Below are 25,637 nucleotides of genomic sequence, written 5' to 3'. Positions count from 1 at the left end.
TCACCCCTTTGTCGCGCCGGCCGTGAGGCCGCTGATGATGTGCCGCTGCATGATCACGAAGAAGGCGAGCGCGGGGGCGATGGCGAGCAGCAGGTTGGGGAAGACCACCGCGTAGTGCGTGGAGTACTTGCCGACGGCCGCGTACACCCCGGTGGTGACGGTGTAGAGGCCGCTGCCCGGGCCGAGGATGATCTGCGGGTTCGCGAAGTCGTTCCAGACGCCGAGCGTGTGCAGGATGACCGCGGTCGCGACGATGGGCCGCATCAGCGGGAAGACGATCAGCCAGAAGGTCCGCAGCCGTCCCGCGCCGTCGACCGCGGCGGCCTGGTCGAGCTCGCGGGGCACCGTGCGGATGTAGGCGCTGTACAGGAAGACCGAGACCGGCAGGGTCAGAGCGGTCTCGAACAGCACGAAGCCGGGGACGGTGCCCATCAGACCGAGGTACTTCAGGACGTAGACGACGGGGATGAGCAGGACCTGGCTGGGGACGAAGGTTCCGGCGACGAACAGCAGCAGCAGCGCGGTGTGCCACCGGCTGGTGCCGCGGGCGATGACGTACGAGACCGGCGCCGACACCACCAGCGACAGCACGTTGACCAGGACCACGAAGAGCGCGGTGATGCCGTACGCCTTCACCACGTCGAAGTCCGGGTTGTGCAGGGCGTCGCCCAGGTGGGACAGGCTGAGCCGCGACAGTGGCAGTCCGAACGGCGAGGTGCGGATGTCCTGTTCGGACTTGAACGCGTTCACCACCAGGAGCCACAGCGGGACCAGCATGACCAGCGCCCCGGCGGCCAGCACGACGGCCCGGACCGCCCTGACCCATCCGACCGACCGGACGGTGCGACCCGGCGTCCCGGCGGACGGGCCGGGCGGCGGCCCGGCTGTGGGCGCCGGGGCGGGGACGTCGTCGGTTCGGGTCAGGGTGGACGGTGGCCGGCGGGTCATGCCGTGGCTCCTGAATCAGCGCGGCGACGCAGCAAGGTGACGGCCAGGGCGGCGACTCCGGTGACCACGGTCAGCACCACCGACTGGGCCGAGCCGTAGCCCAGCACGTTGTTCTGGAAGGACTCGGAGAGGATCAGGTACGCCGCGGTCTGTGTCCTGCCGGCCGGACCGCCGCCGGTGAGCGACAGCACGAGGTCGTAGCTGCGCAGCAGTGAGACCAGTGTGAGCACCAGGTTCACGGTGACGATCGGCGCGATCATGGGCAGGGTCACGCTGCGCAGCGTCCGCCACCGGCCGGCGCCGTCGATGCGCGCCGCCTCCATGAGGGAGACGGGGACGGTCTGCAGACCGGCGATGTAGAGAACCAGGGAGAAGCCGAACCCGGACCAGACGATGACGGTGATGAGGCTGGCCAGTGCCCAGCCCGGCATGGACAGGAACGGCAGTCCGGAGTGGCCGAGCGCTTCCAGCACGGTGTTGACGGCGCCGTTGGTCGACAGCAGCGCGGACCACAGGAAGCCGATGATCAGGGCGCTGACGACGTACGGGTAGAAGAACACGGTCCGCAGCAGCGTGTTGACGCGGCCGGGCGCGGAGATGGCCAGCGCGGCTCCGAGACCGGCGAGATTGATGGCCACGGTGCCGACCACGGCGATCACCGCCGTGGTCAACGCGGCCTGACGGACCTCGGGATCGTGCAGCAGTACCCGGTAGTTGTGCAGTCCGATCACCGCGGGGCTGGCGGAGTAGCCGTCCCAGTCGGTCAGGCTCAGGTAGCCGGACAACAGCAGCGGGACCAGCATCATGACGGCGAACAGCACGATCGCGGGTGCGGTCATCACCACGCCGGCCAGTCGGTCGCGGGTGCGGGCCGACAGCAACGGGACCCGGCGTGGTGCGATCGCGGGCTGGGAGGGTTGACTGCTCACTTCGGCTGCGCCTTCAGCCAGTTGTCGACGTTCTTCAGCGCCGTGGCCGGGTCCGCCCCGGTGTACAGGCTCTGGATCTCCTTGTTCTCCGCGTCCTCGAAGCCCGCGGGCATCTGGTACTCACCGCTGCCGACGATCGCCTGGTTGTCCTTCGAGGCGTCGAAGAGCTTCTGCACCTCGTCGGCCAGCGGGGAGAGCTGGTACGGGTAGCCGGTGCGGAAGGAGGAGTCCTGCTTGAGCTGGCTCTCGACCGCGGCGTGGTCGGTGGTCAGGAACTCCACCAGCTTGGCCGCGGCGCTCTGGTGCTTGCTCGCCTTGAAGATGCGGTAGTTGGCGCCGGGCGTGACCGCGAGGCGCGGGGGGTTGCTGCTGTTGAGCTGCGGCGCGGCGAACACGCCGACGTCGAAGTTCTTCTTGGCCTGGGCCTCGGCGGCCACGAACCAGCAGCCCATCGGGTACAGGGCCGACGTGCCGGACAGGAACTCGGACTCGCCCTCGGGGTACTTCACCCCCAGCGCGTTCTTGTCCAGGTAGCCCTTGTCCAGCCAGGACTTGTACAGGGCCAGCGACGGTCCCAGGTCCCTGCTCAGCGACTGCTTGCCGTCGGCCGCCTTCCGGAACCAGTCGGCGTCGTCGGCTGTGAGGGTCGCGTCGAACAGCATCATCACCTGGGCCTGGGTGACCCACTCCCCCGCCGTCTGCATGGGCAGGTAGCCGGCCTTCTTGAGCTTGGCCATGTCGGCGGTGAGTTCCTGCATGGTGGCGGGCGGCTTGTCGATGCCCGCCTTGGTGAAGGCCGTCTTGTTGTAGAAGATCAGCGACTGGGCCTGCTGACCGATCGCCACGTCGTACAGGTGCCCGTCGCGCCGCTGCGCGTCGGCCATGGGAGCCGAGGCGGCCCACGTCAGGTCGGACAGGTCTCGCAGCTGCGGCAGGACCTTGACGCTGTGGGAGCCCTCGACCACGTCCGGGGGGCTTCCCGCGGCGAGCAGTTGCGGGAGCGTGGTGTCGACGCCGCCGTCGGACGAGGTGGGGGCGTCGATCTGCACCTTGATCCCCGGATTGGCCTTCTCGAACGGGGCGACCAGGCCCTTCCAGTAGGACTTGGTCAGGTTGGGTGTGATGTTGACCAGCATCCGCACCGTGCCCGTAGAGCCCGAGTCCGGATCGCTGGAGTCGGTGGACTCGAAGCCTCCGCCCCCGCAGCCGGCGACCAGAGCGAGGACGAGCATCGTCGCCCCCGCCACGCCCATGGAACTGCCGAGTCTGCTGTGGCTGATGGGCCCACTGGGTCTGCTGCGGCTCATGACACCCTCCCGGTCGATTCACGACTATCGATAGACGATATGATGTAGCCCTTCACTCGGATGTCAAGAGTCGGCAACAAAATCAAAGCGATCATCGATAGAATCGAGCGATCTACCCAGGGAGGCATCATGGCAAGCGCCATCGGTCAGCCGCTGACGCGGGTCCTGCTGTCCGACCAGGTGTACACGAGGGTGCGCGGCCTGATCATCAGCGGTGAACTCATGCCCGGTGACCGGCTGGTGGAATCGGCGATCGCCCGCCAGCTCGGCGTCTCCCAGGCGCCGGTCCGGGAGGCGGTGCGACGACTCGCGCACGAGGGCCTGGCCGAGCACGTCCCGCGCCGCGGCAGCTTCGTCGCCACGGTGTCGCAGAGCGACGCCCACTCCGCCCGTTCCGTCCGGGTGGCCATCGAGGAACTCGCCGCGCGCACCGTCGCCGAGAACCCGCCGCAGGCCGCGATGGAAGGGCTCCGCGCGCAGGTCGAAGCGATGCGGGAGGCCGCGAGCGAAGGCGACGTCGGACGCTTCCGGGACGCCGACATCAGCTTCCACCGGCTCGTCTGCGAAGCCAGCGGCAATCCCTTCCTCCCCAAGGTCTGGGCGGTGATGGAGCCCAGCCTGCGCGCCTTGCGCGTGGTGTCGGACCCGCTGTTCACCGGCGACTGGGGCAGGATGGCCGACTCCCACGCGGAGCTGCTCTCGGCTCTCGAATCCGCCGGCCCGGACGCCGCCGCGGCCCAGTTCGCCGCGCACGCACGCGGTGACGACGGCATCGCCGGCGACTGACGCGACGGGAGGCGCCAGGGGTCGCGGCCCGCCACCGCACCGCCGCGGGCGCCACGGCAGATCGGCGGAAACGCGGCCCCTCCCCGGGTGAGGGGCCTCGCCCGTGCGCAGCCTGGGACAGGTCTGCGTCGACTCCTGCTACATCATCGATAGCCGAGCGAATCGCCCATGCCGCGCGAGCACCCTCCGCGGCGGGGGCTCCGCGAAAACCCGTTGGCGGACGGGAGCGGCCACTGCTAGGTTCCGGGGGCCGTGCGAGAGATCGAGGAGGTGGTACCCGTGAACGCAGTATCGACGTGGGTGCTCCCCTCCGGGGTCACGGTCGGGCGATAGGCAGGTCGTCCGGGAGCGCCACTTCAGTGCACTCCCGAAAGGCACGACCATGCAGTTCACTTCCGAGCAGCGCCTTGACGACGGCGTCCTCGAACGCGCATTCACCCTCGGTGACATCCCCGGCTTCCTGTGGACACCGGCATCGACATCCGCATCCGCACCGGCGCCGCTGATCCTGCTCGGCCACCCTCCCCTCGGGCTGGGCAGGATGTACCCGCGACTCGTGGCCCGCGCCCGGCACTCCGCAGCGGAGGGCTTCGCCACGGCGACCATCGAGCTCCCCGGAAGCGGGGACCGGCCCCGTTGGCCCGCCCTCGAACAGGCCCGTGCCGACCTGCGCCGGGCGATGGAGGCCGGCGCGCCGGTCAGCGACGAGATCATCGACGCCCTCATCCTCCCGCTGGTCGACAAGGCGGTCCCGGAATGGCAGGCCGCCCTGGACGCCCTCCTTTCACAGCCCGAGATCGACGGCCCGGTCGGCTACTCGGGAGGAGTGATCTCCATCGGCGTCCGCCTGGCGGTGGTCGAACCCCGCCTCTCGGCCGCCGCTCTGTTCGCCGGGAGTTTCGTGCCTCGCACCATGTTCGAGGAGGCCCGGCAGGTCACCGTTCCCCTGCACGTCCTGCTGCAGTGGGACGACGAAGGGAACGACCGGCAGGCGGCCCTGGACCTGTTCGACGCCTTCGGCTCCAAGGAGAAGTCCCTGCACGCCCATCTCGGCGGGCACACCGGCGTCCCGCAGTTCGCGGGGGAAGGCGCTGCCCAGTTCTTCACCCGACACCTGAAATGAGGGCGGACCGGCAGGGCGGCCGGCAGCAGACGGTAGCTGACGCCGGTCGGCATGCCACTCACCGGGCGTAAGTCCGGCCATCCGCAGCTCTGCACACCGTGGGCCCCTGCTGAACTCTCGACAGGGGCCCGTGGTGCCCAGCCCGGGCGTGCCGCAATGGCCAGAGCTGCCGCACTCGGTCGGGCCGGTGATGGGCGTGCTCGCGCCGATGGTCGGAGAGCGACCGCTCGCGGAGGGCCGACCCGTCGGCCCACGCAGGTAGCGTGTGGCCGTCCCGCCGCATCTCGACCAGGAAGGCCTCACGGTGTCCCTCACGCGCCCCTCAGCGGATGAGATAGTCGCGCGGTTGCCTGAACTGGCCCCATTCGGGCGTCAGGCCGCACTGCTCCGTCCCGCCCGCGGGAACCCGGGGGTGGAGGACAGCTCGATCGGCGGTCCGTTGTGGTGGCCCGCGGACGAGCCGTGGCCGACCTGTTCGGCGCCGGACGACGAGGAGCCGACCGGCATGCCACCCTCCGCCATGGTCCCGGTAGCCCAGATCTACGCCCGCGATGTCCCCGGGCCGTGGTGGCCGTCCGGCGTCGATCTCCTGCAGCTCGTCTGGTGCCCGAACGAGCACTGGGACGCGCCTGCCCAACAAGCCGATGTGAGCCCGGTAGTGGAAATCCGTTGGCGCCGCGCTGCGGACGTGGCAACCCTGATCGGCACCCTGCCGGCGCCGCTACGGCACTACGACTACGGCTACCTGCCCAACCCCTGCACGGTCACGCCCGAGCCCCTCGTCGACTTCCCCTACCGCGAGGAGTTGCCCGAGGAATTGCGGCCTGGGCTGCAGCAGCTCGTCGAGGACACCAGCCCCGGCGGCGGTGACGTGATCACTCGTGTCGCCGGCTGGAAGGTCGGTGGCTGGCCCACGTGGCATCTCGCCCATCCGCTGGCCCTGCGCTGCGACGCGTGCGGCACGCGAATGGTCCTGCTGTTCACTGTCGCCGGCGATGACCTCGTCACGGGTGTCGTTGTGGGGCGCGCGGGCGAGCTGAGGATCTTCGTCTGCCCGAATGACCACCGACACCCCTTCCAGGTCGACCTCCACTGAGTGGAGCCCGCGGCGGGGCGGGACCGTTCCCAAGCCCACCACAGCGATGGGCCGTTGTACGGCAGACGTGCGGCAATCGTCGCGCCCCTCACGGCGCGGCCGGCTCGGACCGGTGAGGGCAGCCGCGCGAGGTGGTCCCAATTATGTAACGGAGCCGCATGCTTCGTGAGGAGAATTTGTAAAGTTCTCAACTGTCCGGGCAAAGGAGCCCGGTGTTGTCGTGGGGGGTTGTCACATGAGCCAGTACCAGCAGGGACCACAGTGGGCGGTACGTCCGCCGGAGCCTGTCCGCATGCCTGACATCCGACCGCTGTACCAGCGCAAGCGCGTGTGGGTGGGTGGCGTTGTGCTGCTCGTCGTGGGCGCCGCGTTCGGCAGCGGGGGCTCGAGCACAGCCGCTCCGGCACCTCGCCCCGCGGTCACCGTCACCGCGACCGCCACCGCGACGAAGACGGCCGCTCCGGCCCCCACCGTGACGGTGACCACGACCGCCACGCCGCATCCCACCGTGACCGTGACGAAGACGGCGAAGCCCGCGTCGACGGCGACTCACAAGTCGGCGGCCGGCTCCACCAGCGGTGGCAGCGGGGGTTCGTCGGGGGGCGGCAGCGGCGGCTCGTCGTCGGGGGGCTCCTCGGGTGGTTCCGGTGGCGGGACGTCGCACCCGGCGGGAGCGACCGCCCTGTGCAACGACGGGACCTACAGCTACGCCGCTCACCACCAGGGCGCGTGCTCTCATCACCACGGCGTCGCCGTCTTCTACCGGTAGCCCAGACGGCAGCCGGCCCGCGGGCACCGCGGGCGCGGCCTGGCAGGCGGGTGGCCTGCGTGTGGCTGCAGATCTCGATGTACGGCAAGGACGGGGTGGGACGATGGCGTTCGGTTTTCGTGTCGGTGTGCCGGGGATGAGTGTGCGGGTCTCGACCCTGGGCGTGCGGACGTCCGTCGGTCCCCGGGCCGCGCGCGTCAGCGTGGGCAGCGGCGGTACGCGGCTCTCGTCCGGGGTCGGTCCGTTCTACGCCTCCAGCTCACTCGGCGGCGGACGCAGCCGCACCAGCACGAGCCGCACGACCAGGACGAGAGCCGTCGCCCCCTCCCCCGCACAGCTGGACCGTGCCCGCCGGCAGGCGGAGCGGGCGCAACAGGAAGCCCAACGCGATGCGGCGCTCGCCCAGTTGAAGGAGCTGCGTCGGCAGACGACCAGCGTGCACCTGCAGTCCTTCACCCCGGTCCACGCGCCGGTCGTCCCGGGGCCACCACAGCTCGGGCTGGCCTGGGCCCTGGCCGAAGCGCAGGCTCACCATCTTGCCGGGCTGGGCGTGTTCGCCCGTACGGAGCGGGCGGCAGCCAAGCGGAAGGCCGCGGAGGACGCCCCGGTCTACCTCGCCTCGGAACAGGCCCGCCTGCAGGCCGTCCACGGCACGCTCGTCACCGAGGGCGATCAGTGGTGGCAGGCCCTGATCGGCAACAACGAGGAGACCGTGTGCGAGGTCGTCAACCACGCCTTCGCCGACAACCCCGCCGCGGGCTGCGCGGTCGGGGTGGACGGCTCGGTCCTGTCCGTGGTGATGCGGCAGCAGGACATCGACTCCCTGCCGGATCAGACAGCGGGGGTCACCTCCAGCGGCCGCCCGACCCTGAAGACGCTGAGCAAACGGGACCGCACCCTGTGGTGGCTCACCTCCATGGGATCGAACATCATCGCCACCCTCAAGGAAGCCTTCGCCACCGCACCCGGGATCACCGCCGTCGACCTGGCGGTTCTCACCCGCCTGCCGGACACCCAGCGGCTCGGGTTCGTGGCCTACGGCCGCTGGACCCGCCAGGCCGTCGACACCACCTCCTGGCGGGACACGAACGACGCTCTGCGGTTCCTCGACATCGGCCAGGACGTCGCCTGTTCGGTCACCACCACCGCGTCGGGGAACCTGTCCAGCGCCATCAAGCCCCTGGACACCCGACGCCTGCCCGGACTGCAGAGTCTCCTCGACCACGCCCAGGACGACACCGCCTCCGGTGACGCGACCCTGGCCGGCCTGGACACCGACCTCCACGCCGACGTACCCGGCGGACGGGCCGCTCCCCCGCCGGATCCCTACCGGATCCGCCCATTCGCCGAGTGGAAGAACCACGGCGTCCCCCACGAGAGCCCGCCGGCCACTGCCCCGGCATCCACCCACGCTTCCGCCGTGCTCTCCCCCACGCCGGCGACCGCGCTCGCCCCGGGACAGAATCTCGTCCTGCCGGAGGAGGCCTGGCAGCAACTGTTCATCGCCTTCAGCTTCGCCGGCGCCGACGCCGACCTCACCCTCTTCCTCACCGACACCGACGGCCGGGTCACCTGCGACGAGGACTTCGTCTTCTACAACCAGCCCTCCACCGCCCAAGGGGCGGCCCGTCTGCTCGGCAAGCAGACCGAAGGCCCCCACACCGTGGAGCGGGCAGCCCTCCACCCCGCTGCCCTGCCGCCGCACATCCAGCGCGTCACCATCGCCATCAACATGGATGTCGACGCCGGCCTGACGTGCGGCGCCCTGACCCATGCCGCCCTGCACATCAACTGCGCCACCGGACCCGCCTGGACCTTCCAGCCACCCGCCGACCCCCACATCCGCGCCATGGTCATCGCCGAGATCTACCGCCACAACAGTGGCGACGTGCCCGTCTGGAAACTCCGCGCCATCGGCCAAGGCTGGGCCGACGGCCTCGACGCACTCGCCCGGGCCCACGGCGTCATCATCGATTGACCCGTCCTGTCGGTGTACTCGTTGAAGTGCTCAGCGAGGTGCGGATGAACGTGCTCGGCTTGGTGGTCGCCAAGCCGTCGTGTTGCGGTAGGGGAGAAGTCAGAAGCTCCTTGCTGTTCGAGCTGAGGGAGAACGGATGATCGACGCATGACGCACGCGGCCTTCCCTGGCCCGTAACCGTGGACGCCCGTCATCATCGGCCTGGATGTCATTGAGTATGCCGACGGGGCTGACCAGCCGGAGTTCCTGCTTCAGGTGGCATGGACAGACCTGGGTCACCTCTCGGTCAACGCGGCAGTGAACGTGGCCTGCTGGTGCGACGCCGATCACGCCACCCACGACGTTGACGCATGGAGTCTTGTCGTCGGTGACGCGGCCTCCCTGCCCCAGGCATTCCGGGCGGGGGCTGAACGTCTGATCGGATGGCTGGCCGACCCGCGCGACGCGGACTACTGGCGTGCCGAAGCGGGGCTGCCCGCCCGCCGGCCCTAACGGCCGGCGGCGAACTGCCCACGAACAGTCCCCCTACGTCAGTAGCCGGGCACCTTCTCGTGTACGCCGAGGAGTCCCACCGGACCTGGCTCGACAAGGTGCGGTGGTCGCGCGCCAGCCGGTCTGGGCGGACTCGACGAGCTTGAACATCGTCGCCGGCGCGGCGGCCGGGCTGCCGGCTCCGCGGGCATCTGAGCCAGGCCAGTGGGTGCCTACGCCTTCACGGCGGGCCGAAGGTTCCAACCGCGGTTCGTTCCACTCGATCGGGGGGCGGATCGCGATTCAGGTCACTCGGGATCGGCGTTCCGGTTACCCTCCGCCGCATGCCCCCTCACCGCCACTCCCACTGCCGGACAGCCGGGTGCCGCGTCCATCCGTGGCGCTCCGCGACGGGCGGCAGGCCTTCCGGCGGGCGGTGCGGCACGGCAGATGCACGGCAAGGACCGATCCGGGCACGGATATGCTTCCAACTCGCTTTGCTGCAAGGCTACTTGGGCAGGTGCGGCGAGCCCTGCCTCCATGGGGTGGCGAGGCCCCCGGATCAACCTGGTGTCCTGCTGTTTCGCACTCTTCGGATCCCCACTGTGACCCCGGAGGTCTCGTGACCACCTCTCCTCCCGAACAGCCCCGGCCGGCTCCCGCGAGTCCTCCCCCGGGCTGCCCGGCGCACGGCCTGTACGCGGCTACCGGACTGCAGCAGCTGCACGCGCCGACGGCAGTGGAGAACTCCAACCAGCTCTATGAAGACCTGCGGAAGGTCCACGGGTCGGTGGCCCCCGTCGAGGTCCCAGGCGGCGTGCGGGCCTGGCTGGTCCTGGGTTACCGGGAGAACCTGGAAGTCCTGCGGACACCGTCGCGGTTCTCGGCGGACTCCCGTCTGTGGCGAGACGCCACAACCCTCAGCCTGGAGCACCCGCTGGCTCCGCTCATCGCCTGGCAGCCGCTGGTGAACTTCGCCGAGGGACCCGACCAACGACGGTTGCGGGGCGCCGTCAACGGCAGCCTGGCGAAGTTCAACAACATCGGGGTCCGCCGGCGGATCCAGTACATCGCCAACACGCTGATCGACGGCTTCTGCCAGGACGGCCAGGCCGACCTGGTCTCCCAGTACACACAACAGCTGCCGATGCTGACGATGATGCGGCTGCTCGGCGTGCCCGAAGGTACCGCGCCGAAGTTGATCGCGGCCTGCCAGGACCTGATCGCCGGCACGGCGAGCGCCGCTTCCTCCAACCAGTACGTCATGCAGGTCCTGCAGGACCTGGTGGCCGCGCGCAAGACGGCCGCGGACAACGACCTTCCGTCGTTCCTGATCCAGCACGAGGCTCAGCTCACGGACCTCGAGGTCGCGGAACACCTGCGGCACACTCTCGTGGCGGCCCACACGACCACCAGCGTCCTGCTTGCCGACACTCTGCACTTCTACCTCACCAACGCCACCACTCGTGCCCAGCTGGCCGGCGGGGCGCAGACGCTGGAGACGTCCGTCGACCACATCCTGTGGGATCAGCCGCCGCTGAGCGTCTTGCCGGCCCGCTACGCGACCGGCCCCACGAAACTCGGTGATCAGGACATCGAGGAGGGCGACATGGTCCTCCTCGGCCTTGCGGCCGGGAACCGGGACCCGGAGGTCCGGCCGGACCCCACCGCCTCGATGCACGGCAACCGCTCGCACCTGTCCTTCAGCGGAGGCGGTCACGAGTGTCCGGGACAGGACATCGGCCGTGCGGTCGTCGAGACCGCGGCCGACGTGCTGCTGACCCGACTCCCGGACCTGCACGCCTCCGGGGAGGGCCAGCGCGTCTTCACCTGGCTCAGCCACCCGCTGATCACGCTCCCGGTGGCGTTCACGCGGAAGGCCCCGCTGACGGCGGACCCCGTTGGCGCCTCAAAGACCGCCCCGGCGGCCAACGGGCCCCTTCCTGCGGCGGCCGCGATGCCGCCCGTGCCGGCGCGGCCCCCCGTATCGGCCACGCGCACCAGGTGGTGGCAGCGACTGTTCCGCCGGTGACCCGCCTCCCCTAGGCGATCAATACGCCGCCCGCATCAGGGACATGGTCCAGATGCGGGCGGCGTCTCGTGTGTCTGGCCGACAGTCCACGGAGCCGCCCCCTTGACGCTCTTTCCGTCCATGCCGGCACCCATGCTGCGACGGAAGTTGTCAGAGAGCGCATCCGATGCAACAGAATCGGGAACCATCTTGGCGGATTTGGGCCCTTGACGTGATCACCCCAGGTTGGAGCATTGACCCTGTCATATGAACTACTCGATCCGCTCCCAGCGGCAGTAGGAGCCGGCGCCGACTGACCAGCCAGAGCGATCGCGTGTGGAGCGCCCCACCCCGGGCCGGCACCAGCGCCGTCGTCATGGCGTACAGCCGCGTCGTCCGGTTCCCCCTGCCGACCCGGGGTGGGTCACGAAGGGATGCCGCATGACAGGGTTGCAGTCCGTCCCCCGGGCCCCCGGCCGACTGCCGTTGCTCGGGCACGCCCTCCCCCTGGCACGGTCGCCCCTGGCGTTCGTGACCTCGTTGCGAGAGTCGGGGGACCTCGTCCGGGTCGACATCGGCACGCTGCCCGTCTACTTCGTCAACTCCTTCGAACTCGCCCACGAAGTGATGGTCGCCAAGGCCTCCAGCTTTGAGAAGGGCCGGTTCTTCGACCGGCTGCGCGACCTGGTCGGCAACGGCCTGGCCACCGCGGACGCCCAGACCCACCGGGTGCACCGCCGCCTGATGCAGCCGATGTTCCATCGTGACCGAATCGCCGGCTACGCCCGCCTGATGAGCGACCAAGCTCAGCAGATGGCCGATTCCTGGAGCGCCGGATCGACCGTCGCGGTGGAGGAGGTGATGAACGCCTTCGTCGTCACCACGGTGGCCTCCGCCATGTTCTCCAGCGACATCGGAGCACCCGCCCGGGACTGCGTCCAGCGAAACGTTCCGGTCATCATCAAGAACCTGCTTCTGCGCACGGTGTCCCCCAAGGTGCTCGACCGTCTTCCGATCCCGGCCAACCGTCACTTCGACGCCGCGACACGCGAACTGCACCAGGTGCTGGACGACGTCATCGCCGAGGCACGCAACGCCGGGGCGGCCTACGCGCCGGACGTCCCGGACGTGCTGTCCACCCTCCTCGAGGCCCGAGACCCCGAAACAGGAGCCGCCCTGACGGACTCCGAGATCCGCGACGAACTCGGCACCATCCTCTTCGCCGGCGTCGAGGCCACGGCCAGCACGCTGGCGTGGGCCTTTCACGAAATAGCCCGCGACCCGCAGACAGAGGAACGCCTGGTCGCCGAGATAGCCTCCGTCGTCGGCGACGGCCCGGTCACCTTCGAGCACGTCCGGCAACTCCCGTTCCTCCAGCACGTCCTGGACGAGACGATCCGTCTGCACGGCGTCACCCTGCTGATGCGACGCGCCGTCAAGCCGGTCGACCTGGGCGGCCACATCGTGCCCCCCGGAACCGAGGTCGCCTTCAGCCTCTACGCCCTGCACCGGGACCCCCGGGCGTATACCGACCCCGAGCGGTTCGACCCCGATCGCTGGCTGCCGGAAAATGTCGGCAGCAGGCCTCGCGAGTCGTTCGTCCCCTTCGGCGCCGGTAATCGCAAGTGCATCGGCGACGCCTTCGCCTGGACTGCCGTCATCATTGCGATGGCCACGATCCTGCCGCGCTGGCAGCTCACCCATCTTTCCGGGCACCAGCCGAAGGAAGCCACCTCGGCAGTCCCGCACCCGGACCATCTGCCCATGACCGCCCTTCGCAGGAAGGTCGCCGTCACCTCGGCCTGAAACAACCCTTCGCAACCCATTCGCATGGGCCGGGACAGCGGACGGGCTGCACCGCGGCGAACTGATCGCTCCACGAGCCTGACGGTCATCGCGGTGCTCCCGCGCGACGGGCGCACGCAGCCCCGCACGGTCCCGAACCCTCTGTGCCGGTCAGGCCTACCGCCGATTCCTGGGACTGGCTGGTCCTCACCGATGGCGATGGTCTGCGGAGGCCACAAGAAGGCGGCCCCGGGCACGGACATGTCGCCACACCAGAGCACTTATCGTCGCCAGGATGACAGGCAAGCGGCCGGGGACCGGCCGAGCCCGTTCCGGCGTAAGCGCGTACCAATCCTGCCGTCCCCCCAATGGCGGATCCCCGCGTGCTGTGCACATGATGGTTCGGTGCGGTCGACTTTCGCGACACGCCATGTCGCGTCGTGCCCGCGCTCCCGCCATTGCTCCTGGGTTTCTCGCGACCTTGGGGTCATGTGCGACGTCGCCGGAGCCGACTGCGTGTTCGTGTCCTCGGGGGGTTGTACGGGTGGCTTTCGCCGTGCCCCCAATTGGCTTGCAGGAAGGTACGTCACTTCAGGTAGGTGAAACATGGCTACCCGAACAAGGAAGACCAACAGGCTCGTCGCGATGACCGCGGCAATGGTGACCTTTCTGGTGGTGTCCGTCAGTTCCAGCGCCGGAGCATGGAGCGAGGGTCGCGGGCACGGCACCGCAGGGACGCAGTCGCCGTCGCCCGGCCCGCAGGCGAAAGCGCCGCCCGGATTCCAGTCCAAGTACGCGGAGGTGAATGGTTTCCGCATGCACTACCTGCGAGGCGGCAAGGGTTCACCGGTCGTGCTGATCCACGGGTTCCCGCAGACATGGGCCGAGTGGCGGCATCAGATGGGGCCGCTCGCCAAGAACCACACCGTGATCGCCGTCGACCTGCGCGGTGCCGGCAACTCCCAGGTCACCAAGAGCGGTTACCAGAAGGCGCAGATGGCCGGGGACGTGCATCAGTTGCTGAAGCAGCTGAAATTGAACAACGGCGTGCAGGTCGTGGGCCACGACGTCGGTCTGTGGGTCAGCTACGCCTACACGGCCCAGTGGCCGTCCGAGGTGCGCCGCATGGCCGTGATGGAGGCTCCCATCCCGGACGACAGCCTGTACAGCTTCCCGGCGCTGAATGCCAACCCGAAAACCCCGTCGATGTGGCACTTCGGCCTGTTCCAGTTGCCTCTCGCCGAGCAGCTCATAGCCGGTCACGAGCGCCCCTTCGTCCAGGGTTTCATCGGCGAACTCCTGGCCAACAAGTCCGCGTTCACCCCCGCTGACTACGACCTCTACGCCCACTACCTGAAGCAGCCGGGCCACACAACGGCCTGGATGAACATGTACCGCCAGCTCCGTGACGACGTCCAGCAGAACAAGAAGTTCCTGGCCAAGGGCAAGCTGAGGATGCCCGTCCTGGCGATCGGCGGCCAGGCGTCCTTCGGCGGCAAGATCGCCGACCAATGGCGCGAGTACGCCGTGAACGTCGACGGCCGGGTCCTGAAGGGTTCGGGTCACTGGGTGACCGAGGAGAAGCCGCAGGAAGTGACGGCGATGCTGCAGTCCTTCCTGCAGAAGTAGCCTCCACCGGGAACGGCAACCCTCTGCAGCGCGCGGATCATCACGTCCTGGCTCACCCGTCGCCCGGGTTCGACCGTGGTCCGGCCCCACCACCCCGGTTGCCGGCCCTCAAGGCGACGATTGGTGTCGATTGGTGGGAGCCGCCATGCAGGGACGTCTCATCGAGCCTCTCCCCGAGGACTCCGCGCAGCACCGCCCTCTCTCCCTGCGGACGTCCGTCCACCGGAGAGACCACTTCGCGCGGGCACGGCTACCGGCCGCTGACCCATTCGTCTGCGCCGAGGGTTCGGTTGTCGCGCCGAGCGCCCCTTGGGTGGAGGGGCGCACGACACGGTCCCCGCAGTGCTCGGGTGATCGGCCTGTCAGTGCATGCCGAACTGACGGTGTGAGCGGCCATGGCCCGTGCCCCGCGCCGTCGTCAACACCGCGGAGAAGACCAGCAGTCCAATGACCGTCGCGCCGCCGAAGGTGACGGCGGCGAACCTCCCGGGTGAGTCGACGGCCCCGGCAAGTCCGGTGACGCTCCACACGCCGTCCCGCAGCACGGCCGCGGCGGGGAGACCCAGGGCGGCAGCCACCACGGCGAGCCGTCCGGCCCGGCCAACCCCGGTGGCAGGTCGTGCGGTCCCAGGGGCGGGACGGGCGATGTGCAGGAAGGCATTGCAGATCGTGCCCAGGGCAAAGAAGCCGCCGGCGCCGATGGCGGTGCTGGTCACAAACAGCACAGGACTCGTCCAGTCCTCACCCACGGCCTGCATGGTGGTGACGGCGAGGCCGGAGAAGAGGGCCAGGCCCGCGAGAACACCGACCACGTGCTGCCTCGCCATCCGGACCAGTCGCGGTGGGACCGGCAGCGGCAGATCGTCGAGCCAGTCGCCCTCGCGACCCGGTGAGGAAGCGACGAGCACCAGGCGCAGGGCCCACCGCACGGTGGCCCATACGGCCAAGGTCGAACCGGTCAGCACGGCCAGGGAGCCGATCAGCCAGTGGGTCGTCCCGGTCCATGCGTGCCTGTCCGCGCCCGCGGCGACGGCTGTCCAGTCCGTGAGGACCGTCGCGGCGATCAACACCGTGGCCGCGAGAGCGCCACGCAGCATCTGGTGAGGCCGGGGCCCATGCCGCCAGCGGTCCTTACGGCCCAGCGCGCGCAGTGTCACCAGGCCGGCCAAGAAGGGCACCAAGAAGACCGTGAAGGAGACCACCCCGTCGTAGGGGTCGTTCTGCCATGGGCTGACGGCACGGATGCTCTTGTCCTGCGTGGTGACGACAGCGAAGGCGGTGAAGGCCGTCACGCACACCGCCGTTGCGAGGAGGGCGGCAGCCGAGGCGCGCAGGGCGCGTTCCTCCCCCGCGGCAGGGGTGTGGGGGTCGTCGGATGTCATGGGTGTCCTCCGGTCGCGTTCGCGGTTCCGCATCCACAATCTACTACGCGGGACGATATAACGGCTCGCGTTGTACCGTGTAGGGGAAGAGACGCTTCGACGTGAGGAACCGCCCACCGCCATGGCATCCGAGAACGATCCAGCGGTACTTGTGCTGACGAGCCTGGCCGAAGGGCCCAAGCACGGGTACGCGATCACCCGCGACATCGCCGACACGGTCGGGGCCGCCCTCGGTCCCGGCACTTTGTACGGCGCCCTGTCCCGGCTGGAGGACGAGGGCCTGATCGAGCCCATGCCCGCCGAGGGACGCCGCCGGCCGTACCGCATCACCGCCGCCGGGCGGACCGCACTGGCTGAACAGGCGCAGCGCATGCGCCAGATCGCCGAACTGGGTCTGCGGCGCCTGGGTGCGGCCGGGGCGCATCCGTGACCGCCCGGCGCACCGCCCACACGGTCGTCCTGCTGTACCCGCCGGCCTGGCGGGCCCGCTACGGCGAGGAGTTCCGCGCGCTGCTGGACGACATGCGCCCCGGTCCGCGCCAGTTGCTCGACATCGCCGTCGGCGCGGCAGCGGCGTGGGTCCGGCCTGCGCGCCGTCTCCACGATCGGCAGGCCCGACTTCGCGTCAGCGTGACGGCCGCCCTGTTCGCTTGGACCGTACTGGCCGCCGGTGCGGTGCTCTTCGCCAAGATCACCCACGACGGTGCGTGGAGCGCCGACGGTCGGACCGGCTCGGGGGCGGCGCGATGGTACGACGTATTCGTCTTCGTCTGCGGCGCGTCGGTGGTGACTTTGGGGCTCGGTATGTCGCCTCTGCTGGCCGCGGTCCCGGGGGCGGCTCGCGCTGCTGGGCGCCTGCGCGGCACCTTGGTGTTGCTTGCCGTGCCGTTGGTGGTCCCGCCGACCTTCCTGGCAAGTGTGGCGGCGGCCTCTGCGCTGGTCGGTTCGGGGCATGGTTTCGGAGCCGTGGCGTTCTCGGTGCTGGCAGTGCTCGGGGTGGCTACTGCTCTGCTGTGCGCTGCCGGTCCCGCGGCGGCCCTGGCCCGCTCACGCCCGCGAGAGCCGTCCTTGGCGGCCGCGGTCGTGGCAGGTGCCGGTGCCGTCGTTTTGATGGCCGCGGCAACCGGCGCGGCCCTCATGAGCGAACTGCGTGGACCTGGCCAGGGGCCGACGGCTGTGCTGACGCTCTACGCCGCCGTCATGGCCGCGGCCGTCGCCATCGCGGCCGTCTCCTGTCTGCGGGGGCTGGCAAGCCTGCGGCCCTCGCGCTGAAACGGCCGCCAAGACCGCCGTCCACGCCCGTGGGCAGGGAGCCGGCCCAAGGCGGCGGACCGCAGGGCCCCCACGACAACGGATCAGGCCGGAAGCAGCTCACCGGTCGGGCCCGACGGGGTGAGCCGGCCGTCATCGAAAGCCGGAGGCGAAGACCGCGCCGGAGGCGGTGAGGTCACGCGCTATGCCGCCACACCAACCCAGCGTCCTGGCGCGACCGCAACTCCCGGGACCATGTCGACTCGCTCGACGACACGACCTGGACGACCAGGCGATCCACGCGGCGCACACCCTGTCGCTGACCGCCCCCTACCAGCCCGGGTCGGCTGCAACGCCTATGTGCTGGAGATCCTCACCCCCGCGGCACCGGAGCCCGCCGGCGGGCCCGGACCTGGGGCTGCCACCGCCCGGTCACCACGCCGACGACCGCGCCCACCTCGGCTCAACATCGATGTCGACGCAGGCCTGACTTGCGGCGCCCTCGCCCATGGCCGGGCTCAGGGTGACGGTCGATACGCGACCGTTCTGAAATTCCCGGTGTTTTGCCAAGGAGGTATTGCGGCGTCGGCTGACGTGACGTCACCGCCCTGGCTGGCGCTCCGTGATCTCCTGCAGCACCCAACCGTTGCCGTCCGGGTCGCTGAAGGTGGCGTAGGAAGCGTAGGAGGTGCGGTCGGGGTGCGGGCCGCTGATCCGCTCCTGGTCGGCGCCATGGTGGACGGCGTCCCCGGCCTCGTGACCGTGGTGGAGAAGTCCCCCGGCGTCATGGAATACCTCGCTCACCTCGATGCCGCGGCCGGCGAGTTCGGCCCGCGCCTGTTCGATGTCCGAGACGATGAGGTACAGGCCCTGGGACGATCCGGGAGCGGCGGAGATCACTCCCTTGCCGAAGATGATCGAGCACGCGGAGCCGGGGGGCGTGAAGTGGACCAGCCGGTAGTCATCGCTGAAGGTGTTGTCGACGTCCAGACGGAATCCCACCGCCTCGTAGAAGCTCTTGGCACGATCGACGTCGGTGACGGGCAGCACGATGACTTCGAGCTTCAGATCCATCTTTTTCACCTTCGAAGAATCGGATCCGACGGACAACCCGGCTCTTGTCAGCACGACTGAGGCTGCGGGGTTTCCGATGTCGGGAGGCGCAGGGAGGGGTGCGCGCCGTGCCATGCCAGTGTGCCCCGGACATGGCCGTTGCGCATGTCGTCGCTGGGAGTCGAGTTGACCTGCGGTGTGTGACGCTCTAGCGTCCCTGCCTTGACCATCCACCGCGTCCGTTCGGGGGGAGCCTGGTGACCGGAGCAACGGCGGTCGTCAACGCGAGGGTTTTCGACGGAACCCGGCTGCGGGACTGGACGTCGGTCCGGTTCGCCGGCGGCGTCATCACCGACTGCGCCACCGGTCCCGCAGCCCAAGACGGCGACGAGGTGATCGACGCCGAGGGCGGCACCCTCCTCCCGGGGCTGATCGACACGCACATCCATCTGGTGCCCGGCGCTCTGGCGCAGGGGCTCGTCTTCGGTGTGACCACTGCACTGGACATGTTCAGCCAGGCCGACACGATGGCGGTGGCCAAGCGACAAGCCGACGGCCGGTCGGACGTGGCCGACGTGCGTTCCGCGGGGATCGGTGCCACTGCACCGGGTGGGCATCCCTCAATGATGTACGACCCCTTCCCGACCGTGACCGGGCCGGAGCAGGCCGAGCGGTTCGTCGCGGACCGGGTCGCCGAAGGCTCGGACTATGTGAAGATCTTCGGCCCCTCGGGCCCGCGGGGTCCCTGGGCGGCACCGTCCTTGGACCTGGACACGATCACCGCGTTGACCGAGGCGGCGCACAGGCGCGGGCTCGTGGTCGTCGGGCACATCAACTCCGTGGCCGGGGTGGGCGAGGTCGTGTCCGCGGGCGTCGATGTCATTGCGCATGTGCCCGTGGACGGCGAACTGGACAGTGCCCTGGCCGGGCGCATCGCCGAGGCCGGAATCGCGGTCGGCCCGACGCTGGCAACGCTCGAGAACGTCCTGGGTGCATCGGGCGGGGCCGCCGTGGTCGCGGACCCGCGACTCGCCGCGGAACTCGGGGACGCGCAGGTACGGCGGCTGACCTCTGGCGCAGCAGGGCAGCAGGGGCGGAAGACGCCGCCCTATTCCCGTGCGGAGGAGAATGTCGGCCGCTTGGTCGACGCGGGCGTCACGATCCTGGCGGGCACCGATGCCCCGAACCCGGGGACCGTGTTCGGAGCAAGTCTGCACCGGGAGTTGGAACTGCTCGGCCGCTGCGGCCTGACGCCCGCTCAAGCGCTGAACGCCGCGACCGCCGCTCCGGCGCGCGTGTTCGGCCTCGCCGACCGCGGATCCGTCGCACCGGGTCGGCGCGCGGACCTCGTGCTCGTGTCCGGCGACCCGTTGACCGACGTCACCGCGACCCGAGCCATCGAACGGATCTGGCGGGCAGGCGTCCTGTGCGACCGACGGCCGTTCGTCGCCAGCGCGGCCGAAGCGGCGGAACTCGAGGCCTTCGACGCCCGCATCGCCGGGGTCGTGGCGGCCGTCCGTGAACGGCGCTACGGCCTCGGCCCGCCCAACGCCGGCTGACAGGCCGGCTGGGATCTGAGCGTCACGCCCGTGGCGGGGTGAGTTTCGCGGCCACGGCGTCGAGGACCCACTCCAGGCCGGTCGCGAAGGATGTCTCGGCGTCCACGTCCGTGCCGTCGTGGACGGCCTTGGCCAGTGCCGGGAAGCGACCCGTGGCCAGCATTCTCGTCACGTGCGGGCCGTAGGCGCGCTGCCAGTCGCGCTTGGACAGGCCGGTGGCGCGTTCGGCCCGCAGGTTCGCGATCTCGCGTCTGATCGCACCGGTGAAGTAGGCGCTGACGGTCTCCATAGCGCGCATGACGGTGTCGATGTCGGCGAGTCCGTCGAGGGCGGCCAGCGTGGCCTCGGTCACGGCGAGGCCGTTCGGGCCCAGGGTCGGGCGGCCGCCGAGCAGGTCGGCCAGCCATTCGTGGCGGAGGGCGGCCCGCCGGGTGCGGTGGGCGAGGACGCGCAGCGCGTCCCGCCAGTCCTCGGGCTGCTCCTCGGGGAGGATCTCGGCCTGGACCTCGTCCATCATGAGGTCGAAGATCTCTTCCTTGGTGGAGATGTATCCGTACAGCCGCATCGGGCCGGCGTTCAGCCGGGCGGCGACCTTGCGCAACGACACCGCCTCCAGCCCGCCTTCGTCGGCCAGGGCGATGGCGGCGGCGACGATCCGCTCCCGGTCGAGCGGCACGGGGCGAGTCGGCGGCTCCGGCCGGTCCCACACAGTCATGCCCTCACCGTACCGTTGCGATACTTCGTAGCGAACCAATACAGTGTATCGACATGAGACAACGCATCGCTGTGGTCGGGAGCGGCCCCGCCGGCCTCACCTTCGCCCGCGTCCTGCACCGCCACGACTACCCCGTCACCGTCCTCGAACGCGACCCCTCCCCCGACGCCCGCCCCCCGGGCGGCACGCTGGACCTGCACGAGGGGCTGGGCCAACGCGCCCTGGACAAGGCGGGACTGCTGGCGGAGTTCCAGGCACTGTCCCGTCCCGAGGGGCAGGCCATGCGGATCCTGGACACGGCCGGGACCGTCCTGCGCGACTGGCGGCCCCGTCCGGACGACCGGGCCAATCCCGAGATCGACCGCGGGCAACTGCGTGACCTGCTGCTCGGTCCTCTCGACGTCCGATGGGGCCACGGCGTGACACAGGTGGTGCCGGGGACCCCGGAGGGTGTAGGGGTCCATTTCGCAGACGGGCATCAGGAGGCGTTCGACCTCGTGGTCGGCGCGGACGGCGCTTGGTCCCGGATCCGCCGGGCCGTCTCGCCGGTGACGCCGCACTACACCGGCGTCACCTCGGTCGAGACTTCCCTGGACGACGTCGACACCCGCCACCCCGACCTCGCCCGGTTGATCGGCGACGGTTCGGTCGCCGTGTACGGCGTGAACCGTAGCCTCGTCGCCCAGCGCAACAGCGGCGGCCACGTCAAGGTGTACGCCCAGTTCCGTGTGCCGCTGGACTGGCACACGGACCTGGACCCGGCTGACGCCGAGGCCGTGCGATCGAGTCTGCTGGCCCTGTTCGACGGCTGGGCCGCTCCCGTCCTCGACCTCCTCCGTCACGGCACCGCTTTCGTCCACCGCCCCCTCTACGTCCTGCCCGTGGCCCACACCTGGACCCACGTGCCCGGTGTGACGCTCCTGGGCGACGCGGCCCATCTGATGCCGCCGTTGGGGGCGGGCGCGAACCTCGCGATGCTGGAGGGCGCAGAACTCGCCGAGTCCATCGCCGCCGGCCCGGGGGATCCGGACGAGGCCGTCCGCGCCTTCGAGGAACAGATGTGGGCACGGGCCGGCCGGTGGGCGAAAACGACGACGGACGGCCTGGAGCGCCTCGTGAGCCCGGACCCCGCCGAAGCCCTGGCTCTCTTCGACCAGGTCCAGCCGTCCTGACTGCCGAACCCGAGTACGCGCTGCGGCAACGGCGATCCGTGGCAGCGCAGCACTCCGTGCGCCCTGTCCGCGCCTTCGCGTGCGCCGGCACTCACAGCAGGATCCGGAGCGGGTGCTCGAGGACGTCGACGAACGCCTTCATCCACTCGGCCGCGGTGGCGCCGTCCACCGACCGGTGGTCGACGGCGAGGGTCAGTCGCAGAACGGACGCGACCGTGACCGCACCCTCGTCGACGACCGCCTCTTGCCGTATCGCGCCGACGGCCAGGATCGCGGCCTGCGGCGGGTTGATGATCGCCGCGAAGTCCTCGGTGCCGTACATGCCGAGGTTGGTGATCGTGATCGTGCCGCCTTCCAGCTCGTCCTGCCGGAGCCGGCGCTCCTTCGCACGGGCGATCAGGTCCTTCGTGGCCTTGGCCACGCCGCTCATCGACAGGGAGTCCACGCCGCGGACCACCGGGGTGACCAACCCGCCGTCGGTGGCGACGGCCACAGCGATGTCGACGTCCGAGAAGTGCCGGATCGAGGTGCCGTTCCACTGCGTGTTCATCGCGGGAACGCTCGTGTGTGCGGACGCGATCGCCTTGACGAGCAGGTCGTTGATCGAAGTCTTCACGCCCTGACCTGCGTTGATCCGCTGCCGCAGTTCGAGCAATGCGTCGACGCGTGCGCCGGCGCGCAGGTAGAAGTGCGGCGTGTTCTGCTTGCTCTCCGTCAGCCGGCGGGCGATCGCCGACCTCATCCGTGTGTTGGGCACGTCGACGAATCGCGCGCCGACGGCCGCTGTCTCGTTTCGCGGGGCCTCCGCGGTGGTGTCGTCGGCCGGCAGCGTCTCCTCCGGCTCCACGGAGGTGACGGCGGCCGCTTGGATGTCGGCGCGCCGGATTCGTCCGTGCGGGCCGCTGCCCGTCACAGCGTTCAGATCGACTCCGAGTTCCCGCGCGAGACGTCTCGCCAGCGGGCTGGCGAAGATGCGCTCGCTGCTGTCCGGGGCCGCGACGGCGGGCGGCGGAGTGACCGTGCCCCCCGGCGTCGCGGGCTCTGCCGGTGCCGGTACCGGTACCGATGCCGGTGCGGCGGTGGTCGTCGCCGGCGCTTCTCCGATACCCAGCGAGGCCATCAGGGCGTCGACCTCGGACGCCGGCTCCTCCGAAGCACTCCAGACCGCGATCGGTGTACCCACCGCCACTGTCGTGCCCGCTTCGACCAGGAGGCGCAGCAGGACTCCGTCCTTCTCGGCTTCCACGTCGACCGCGGCCTTCTCGGTCTCCACCGTGACGATCGTGTCGCCGGCCGCATAAGGGGTGTTCAGGCCGACGTTCCAGGACTCCAGGATCGCCTCTGTCGTGTTGGCGGCGACCTCGGGCATGCGCAGGATCTCAGCCATTGTTCTGCCCCTGCGCGATCTCGCGGAGCTTGGCGACGACTTCCTCCGTGGAGGCGAACGCGGCACGCTCCAGTACCTTGCTGATGCTCGGTGACGCCTCGCCACCGGTGACGCGCTCGATCGGGGCGTCGAGCCAGTCGAACAGCCGGCGCTGGATCTCGTCCGCGAGCCAGCCACCGTAGGAGGTGCCGAGGGCGCCCTGCTCGGCGATGAGCACGTTGTTGGTCTTCCGCACCGACCGGGTGACGGTGTCCCAGTCCAGGCTGGCCCGGTCCAGCCAGCGCAGGTCGATGACCTCGGCGTCCACTCCCGTCTGTTCGACGGCGGTGAGGACGGCCTGCGTCGTCGACAGGTACGTGAGGATGGTCATGGCCGCGCCCTCGCGGCGTACGGCGGCCTTGCCGACCGGGAGGTAGTGGTCGTAGTTGTCCGGCAGTCCGGGACCGCTGGAGTTGTACAGGTCCACGTGTTCGAGGACCACGACCGGGTCGTCGCAGGCCAGAGCCGTGTTCATCAGGCCGACGTAGTCGAACGGCGTCGACGGAGCGACGATGCGCCAGCCCGCCGCCGTCGCGAAGATGCCTGCCGGGTCCATCGAGTGCTGGGATCCGTACCCGGTACCGGTGGCGACCTTGCTGCGCAGGACGAACGGCACCTTGCCCTCACCTCCGAACATGTGGCGGGCTTTTCCGATCTGGTTGAACAGCTGGTCCGCCGCCACCCACATGAAGTCGGCGTACATGAACTCGACGATCGGGCGGAACCGGCCGTCCAGGGCCAGTCCGCCGCCGAGGCCGGCGAACGCGTTCTCCGAGATCGGGGTCCCCAGCACGCGGTCGGGGAACTGCTCGCTCAGGCCGCGGGTGGCGCCATTGGTGCCGCCGTTGAGCCGGTGCACGTCCTCCCCCAAGACCACGACACGAGGATCGGTCTCCATGCGGCGTCCCATCACGCCGGCGACGGCGCCGATGAACTTGACGTCGGTCAGGCCGCCGGCGAAGTCCTCGGTGTCGGTGAACTCGATCCCGGCCAGCTCCGACAGGTCGCCCCGGACACCTTGGTCGACGAACGCCGGGTCCGGCCACTCGGAGGGCCGGATACGTCGCTCCCCCGGCTTGCCGCCCTGCCGCGGTTCCAGGAGGACGTCGCCGAGTTCGGACATCAGGGTCTTGGCGCGCTTGATCGTCTCGGCGACCGCCCTCTTGGTGAGGATCCTGCGTCGCACCAGGTGGTCGACCAGGGTGTCGATCGGATCCCGGGCGCGCCACTGCGCTTCCTCTTCCTTGGTGCGGTACCGGAACGCCGAACCGGGAAAGGGGCCGTTCTGGTGGAAGTAGCGGTACACGTCGGCTTCGATGACCGTCGGGCCGTCACCGCGGCGCATGTGGGCGAGGGCCTGCTGCGTCACCAGGTGGACGGCCAGCGGATCCATGCCGTCGACCTTCCAGCTGCGGATGCCGAAGCCCGGGCCGCGGCCGGACAGCCGTGGCTCGGCGGTGACTTCGGAGACGTGGGTGGAGACGGCGTACAGGTTGTTCTCGACGAAGAAGCACAAGGGCAGCGACCACGCCGCCGCGAGGTTGAGGGTTTCCAGCGTGGATCCGATGTTGATCGCGCCGTCGCCGAAGAACGTGAAGGTCACCGCATCGGTGCCGGCCTTCTTGTGGGCCCACGCGGATCCGGCCGCGAGCGGCACCCCGCCACCGACGATCGCGTTGGTCCCGATGGCGCCGGCCTCGTGCCACTGGAGGTGCATGCTGCCGCCTCGACCGTGGCTGAAGCCCTGGTCCAGTCCGCAGATCTCGCGCAGGCTGCGCAGGAGCACGGCCCGCACGTCCTCGGGGATCGGCTTCGTGGGGTCCATGCCCTTGGGGTGCAGATGGGCGAGCACCTTGGCGAGGAACTGGTGATGGCCACGGTGCGACCCGTTCACGGTGTCTTCCGAGGTCAGGGCGAAGCACGCGCCGACCGCGCCGCCCTCCTGGCCGATGCTGGAGTGCGCGGGGCCGTGGATGAGCCCGTCCGCGGCGAGCTCCAGGACGTACTCCTCGAAGGTCCGGATCAGCACCAGCTGGCTGAACATGCCCGTCAGGAGGTCGGGAGCCGCGGCGTCCCAGTCGTCCTGTGTGACGACGAACTCCGACCACGCGGCCTTCGCTTCGAGTTGGTGTTCCGCAGGCATGGGGAGCCCCCTTCAGTCGACCGGAGTGCACCCGACCCTGCCACAAGGTTGGATCCAATTACAAGACCACGCTCGACTTTCAGTACTAGAGACGCCACCATGGG

At 69.9% G+C, this 25,637-nt stretch carries 20 protein-coding genes; 12 read left to right on the top strand and 8 right to left on the bottom strand.

Translation table 11 applies throughout. The annotated features are described in order from the left end of the window. The 3 genes from ACFYXS_RS06330 to ACFYXS_RS06320 form a co-directional block, all read right to left on the bottom strand. Complete coding sequence (locus ACFYXS_RS06330) at positions 1 to 777, bottom strand: carbohydrate ABC transporter permease (protein WP_389244714.1); 777 nt, start codon at positions 775 to 777, stop codon at positions 1 to 3. A gap of 167 nt (positions 778 to 944) precedes the next feature. After that, the gene (locus ACFYXS_RS06325; protein ID WP_389244470.1) at positions 945 to 1,877 is read right to left on the bottom strand and encodes a carbohydrate ABC transporter permease; all 933 of its coding nucleotides are present in this window, start codon (positions 1,875 to 1,877) and stop codon (positions 945 to 947) included. Then, on the bottom strand, positions 1,874 to 3,184 hold the full coding sequence (locus ACFYXS_RS06320; RefSeq protein WP_389244468.1) for an ABC transporter substrate-binding protein: 1,311 nt from the start codon (positions 3,182 to 3,184) through the stop codon (positions 1,874 to 1,876). The genes ACFYXS_RS06325 and ACFYXS_RS06320 overlap by 4 nt, the downstream gene beginning before the upstream one ends. A gap of 129 nt (positions 3,185 to 3,313) precedes the next feature. Between ACFYXS_RS06320 and ACFYXS_RS06315 the strand changes: the two genes are divergently transcribed. The 8 genes from ACFYXS_RS06315 (at position 3,314) to ACFYXS_RS06280 (ending at position 14,832) form a co-directional block, all read left to right on the top strand. Continuing rightward, the gene (locus ACFYXS_RS06315; RefSeq protein WP_389244466.1) at positions 3,314 to 3,970 is read left to right on the top strand and encodes a GntR family transcriptional regulator; all 657 of its coding nucleotides are present in this window, start codon (positions 3,314 to 3,316) and stop codon (positions 3,968 to 3,970) included. A gap of 382 nt (positions 3,971 to 4,352) precedes the next feature. Next, a complete protein-coding gene (locus tag ACFYXS_RS06310) occupies positions 4,353 to 5,093 on the top strand; it encodes a dienelactone hydrolase family protein (RefSeq protein WP_389244464.1) in 741 nt (246 codons plus the stop codon). A 412-nt stretch (positions 5,094 to 5,505) separates the two neighbouring features. Next, positions 5,506 to 6,189, top strand: a complete 684-nt coding sequence (locus tag ACFYXS_RS06305) for a hypothetical protein (protein WP_389244462.1) — start codon at positions 5,506 to 5,508, stop codon at positions 6,187 to 6,189. A 292-nt stretch (positions 6,190 to 6,481) separates the two neighbouring features. Next, positions 6,482 to 6,958: a DUF3761 domain-containing protein gene (locus ACFYXS_RS06300; protein ID WP_389244460.1), complete on the top strand. Its 477-nt coding sequence runs from the start codon at positions 6,482 to 6,484 to the stop codon at positions 6,956 to 6,958. A gap of 103 nt (positions 6,959 to 7,061) precedes the next feature. Then, complete coding sequence (locus ACFYXS_RS06295; protein WP_389244458.1) at positions 7,062 to 8,936, top strand: TerD family protein; 1,875 nt, start codon at positions 7,062 to 7,064, stop codon at positions 8,934 to 8,936. Positions 8,937 to 10,029: 1,093 nt separating this feature from the next. Beyond that, the gene (locus ACFYXS_RS06290; RefSeq protein ID WP_389244456.1) at positions 10,030 to 11,439 is read left to right on the top strand and encodes a cytochrome P450; all 1,410 of its coding nucleotides are present in this window, start codon (positions 10,030 to 10,032) and stop codon (positions 11,437 to 11,439) included. Positions 11,440 to 11,859: 420 nt separating this feature from the next. Further along, complete coding sequence (locus ACFYXS_RS06285; RefSeq protein ID WP_389244453.1) at positions 11,860 to 13,224, top strand: cytochrome P450; 1,365 nt, start codon at positions 11,860 to 11,862, stop codon at positions 13,222 to 13,224. A gap of 795 nt (positions 13,225 to 14,019) precedes the next feature. Continuing rightward, positions 14,020 to 14,832, top strand: coding sequence for an alpha/beta fold hydrolase (locus ACFYXS_RS06280; RefSeq protein WP_389244451.1), 813 nt, complete (start codon positions 14,020 to 14,022; stop codon positions 14,830 to 14,832). A 362-nt stretch (positions 14,833 to 15,194) separates the two neighbouring features. Here ACFYXS_RS06280 and ACFYXS_RS06275 read toward each other — a convergent pair whose 3' ends face one another. After that, positions 15,195 to 16,214: a hypothetical protein gene (locus ACFYXS_RS06275; protein WP_389244449.1), complete on the bottom strand. Its 1,020-nt coding sequence runs from the start codon at positions 16,212 to 16,214 to the stop codon at positions 15,195 to 15,197. A gap of 121 nt (positions 16,215 to 16,335) precedes the next feature. Between ACFYXS_RS06275 and ACFYXS_RS06270 the strand changes: the two genes are divergently transcribed. Together ACFYXS_RS06270 and ACFYXS_RS06265 are read left to right on the top strand one after the other, a co-directional pair. Further along, entirely contained in the window at positions 16,336 to 16,644 is a 309-nt protein-coding gene (locus ACFYXS_RS06270) for a PadR family transcriptional regulator (protein WP_389244447.1), read from the top strand. Continuing rightward, positions 16,641 to 17,486: a hypothetical protein gene (locus ACFYXS_RS06265; RefSeq protein ID WP_389244445.1), complete on the top strand. Its 846-nt coding sequence runs from the start codon at positions 16,641 to 16,643 to the stop codon at positions 17,484 to 17,486. The genes ACFYXS_RS06270 and ACFYXS_RS06265 overlap by 4 nt, the downstream gene beginning before the upstream one ends. Before the next feature lie 579 nt (positions 17,487 to 18,065). Here the strand turns inward: ACFYXS_RS06265 and ACFYXS_RS06260 are convergent. Then, the gene (locus ACFYXS_RS06260; RefSeq protein ID WP_389244443.1) at positions 18,066 to 18,539 is read right to left on the bottom strand and encodes a VOC family protein; all 474 of its coding nucleotides are present in this window, start codon (positions 18,537 to 18,539) and stop codon (positions 18,066 to 18,068) included. Between the two features lie 236 nt (positions 18,540 to 18,775). On the opposite strand from ACFYXS_RS06260, the gene ACFYXS_RS06255 reads away from it, so the two are divergent. Then, positions 18,776 to 20,077, top strand: a complete 1,302-nt coding sequence (locus ACFYXS_RS06255; protein WP_389244441.1) for an amidohydrolase family protein — start codon at positions 18,776 to 18,778, stop codon at positions 20,075 to 20,077. A 22-nt stretch (positions 20,078 to 20,099) separates the two neighbouring features. Here the strand turns inward: ACFYXS_RS06255 and ACFYXS_RS06250 are convergent, their stop codons facing one another. Next, positions 20,100 to 20,792, bottom strand: coding sequence for a TetR/AcrR family transcriptional regulator (locus ACFYXS_RS06250; protein WP_389244439.1), 693 nt, complete (start codon positions 20,790 to 20,792; stop codon positions 20,100 to 20,102). A gap of 53 nt (positions 20,793 to 20,845) precedes the next feature. Between ACFYXS_RS06250 and ACFYXS_RS06245 the strand changes: the two genes are divergently transcribed. Then, positions 20,846 to 21,964: an FAD-dependent oxidoreductase gene (locus ACFYXS_RS06245; protein WP_389244437.1), complete on the top strand. Its 1,119-nt coding sequence runs from the start codon at positions 20,846 to 20,848 to the stop codon at positions 21,962 to 21,964. A gap of 91 nt (positions 21,965 to 22,055) precedes the next feature. Here the strand turns inward: ACFYXS_RS06245 and ACFYXS_RS06240 are convergent, their stop codons facing one another. Further along, a complete protein-coding gene (locus ACFYXS_RS06240) occupies positions 22,056 to 23,351 on the bottom strand; it encodes a dihydrolipoamide acetyltransferase family protein (RefSeq protein ID WP_389244435.1) in 1,296 nt (431 codons plus the stop codon). Beyond that, positions 23,344 to 25,533 (bottom strand): thiamine pyrophosphate-dependent enzyme, encoded by a 2,190-nt coding sequence (locus ACFYXS_RS06235; protein WP_389244433.1) that lies wholly within the window; start codon positions 25,531 to 25,533, stop codon positions 23,344 to 23,346. The genes ACFYXS_RS06240 and ACFYXS_RS06235 overlap by 8 nt, the downstream gene beginning before the upstream one ends. Positions 25,534 to 25,637 lie beyond the last annotated feature (104 nt).

It is taken from the genome of Streptomyces sp. NPDC002574, from assembly GCF_042889545.1.
In the GTDB taxonomy this organism is placed as follows: Bacteria; Actinomycetota; Actinomycetes; order Streptomycetales; family Streptomycetaceae; genus Actinacidiphila.
This window is presented reverse-complemented; position numbering and strand designations above follow the sequence as displayed.

Bases quoted from the DNA above. Each gene is read 5' to 3' on its own strand.
- ACFYXS_RS06235 (WP_389244433.1), bottom strand. From the start codon at position 25,533: ATGCCTGCGGAACACCAACTCGAAGCGAAGGCCGCGTGGTCGGAGTTC.
- ACFYXS_RS06315 (WP_389244466.1), top strand. From the start codon at position 3,314: ATGGCAAGCGCCATCGGTCAGCCGCTGACGCGGGTCCTGCTGTCCGAC.
- ACFYXS_RS06320 (WP_389244468.1), bottom strand. From the start codon at position 3,184: ATGAGCCGCAGCAGACCCAGTGGGCCCATCAGCCACAGCAGACTCGGC.
- ACFYXS_RS06330 (WP_389244714.1), bottom strand. From the start codon at position 777: ATGCTGGTCCCGCTGTGGCTCCTGGTGGTGAACGCGTTCAAGTCCGAA.
- ACFYXS_RS06260 (WP_389244443.1), bottom strand. From the start codon at position 18,539: ATGGATCTGAAGCTCGAAGTCATCGTGCTGCCCGTCACCGACGTCGAT.
- ACFYXS_RS06275 (WP_389244449.1), bottom strand. From the start codon at position 16,214: ATGACATCCGACGACCCCCACACCCCTGCCGCGGGGGAGGAACGCGCC.
- ACFYXS_RS06285 (WP_389244453.1), top strand. From the start codon at position 11,860: ATGACAGGGTTGCAGTCCGTCCCCCGGGCCCCCGGCCGACTGCCGTTG.
- ACFYXS_RS06250 (WP_389244439.1), bottom strand. From the start codon at position 20,792: ATGACTGTGTGGGACCGGCCGGAGCCGCCGACTCGCCCCGTGCCGCTC.
- ACFYXS_RS06280 (WP_389244451.1), top strand. From the start codon at position 14,020: ATGCACTACCTGCGAGGCGGCAAGGGTTCACCGGTCGTGCTGATCCAC.
- ACFYXS_RS06245 (WP_389244437.1), top strand. From the start codon at position 20,846: ATGAGACAACGCATCGCTGTGGTCGGGAGCGGCCCCGCCGGCCTCACC.
- ACFYXS_RS06270 (WP_389244447.1), top strand. From the start codon at position 16,336: ATGGCATCCGAGAACGATCCAGCGGTACTTGTGCTGACGAGCCTGGCC.
- ACFYXS_RS06295 (WP_389244458.1), top strand. From the start codon at position 7,062: ATGGCGTTCGGTTTTCGTGTCGGTGTGCCGGGGATGAGTGTGCGGGTC.
- ACFYXS_RS06240 (WP_389244435.1), bottom strand. From the start codon at position 23,351: ATGGCTGAGATCCTGCGCATGCCCGAGGTCGCCGCCAACACGACAGAG.
- ACFYXS_RS06310 (WP_389244464.1), top strand. From the start codon at position 4,353: ATGCAGTTCACTTCCGAGCAGCGCCTTGACGACGGCGTCCTCGAACGC.
- ACFYXS_RS06300 (WP_389244460.1), top strand. From the start codon at position 6,482: ATGCCTGACATCCGACCGCTGTACCAGCGCAAGCGCGTGTGGGTGGGT.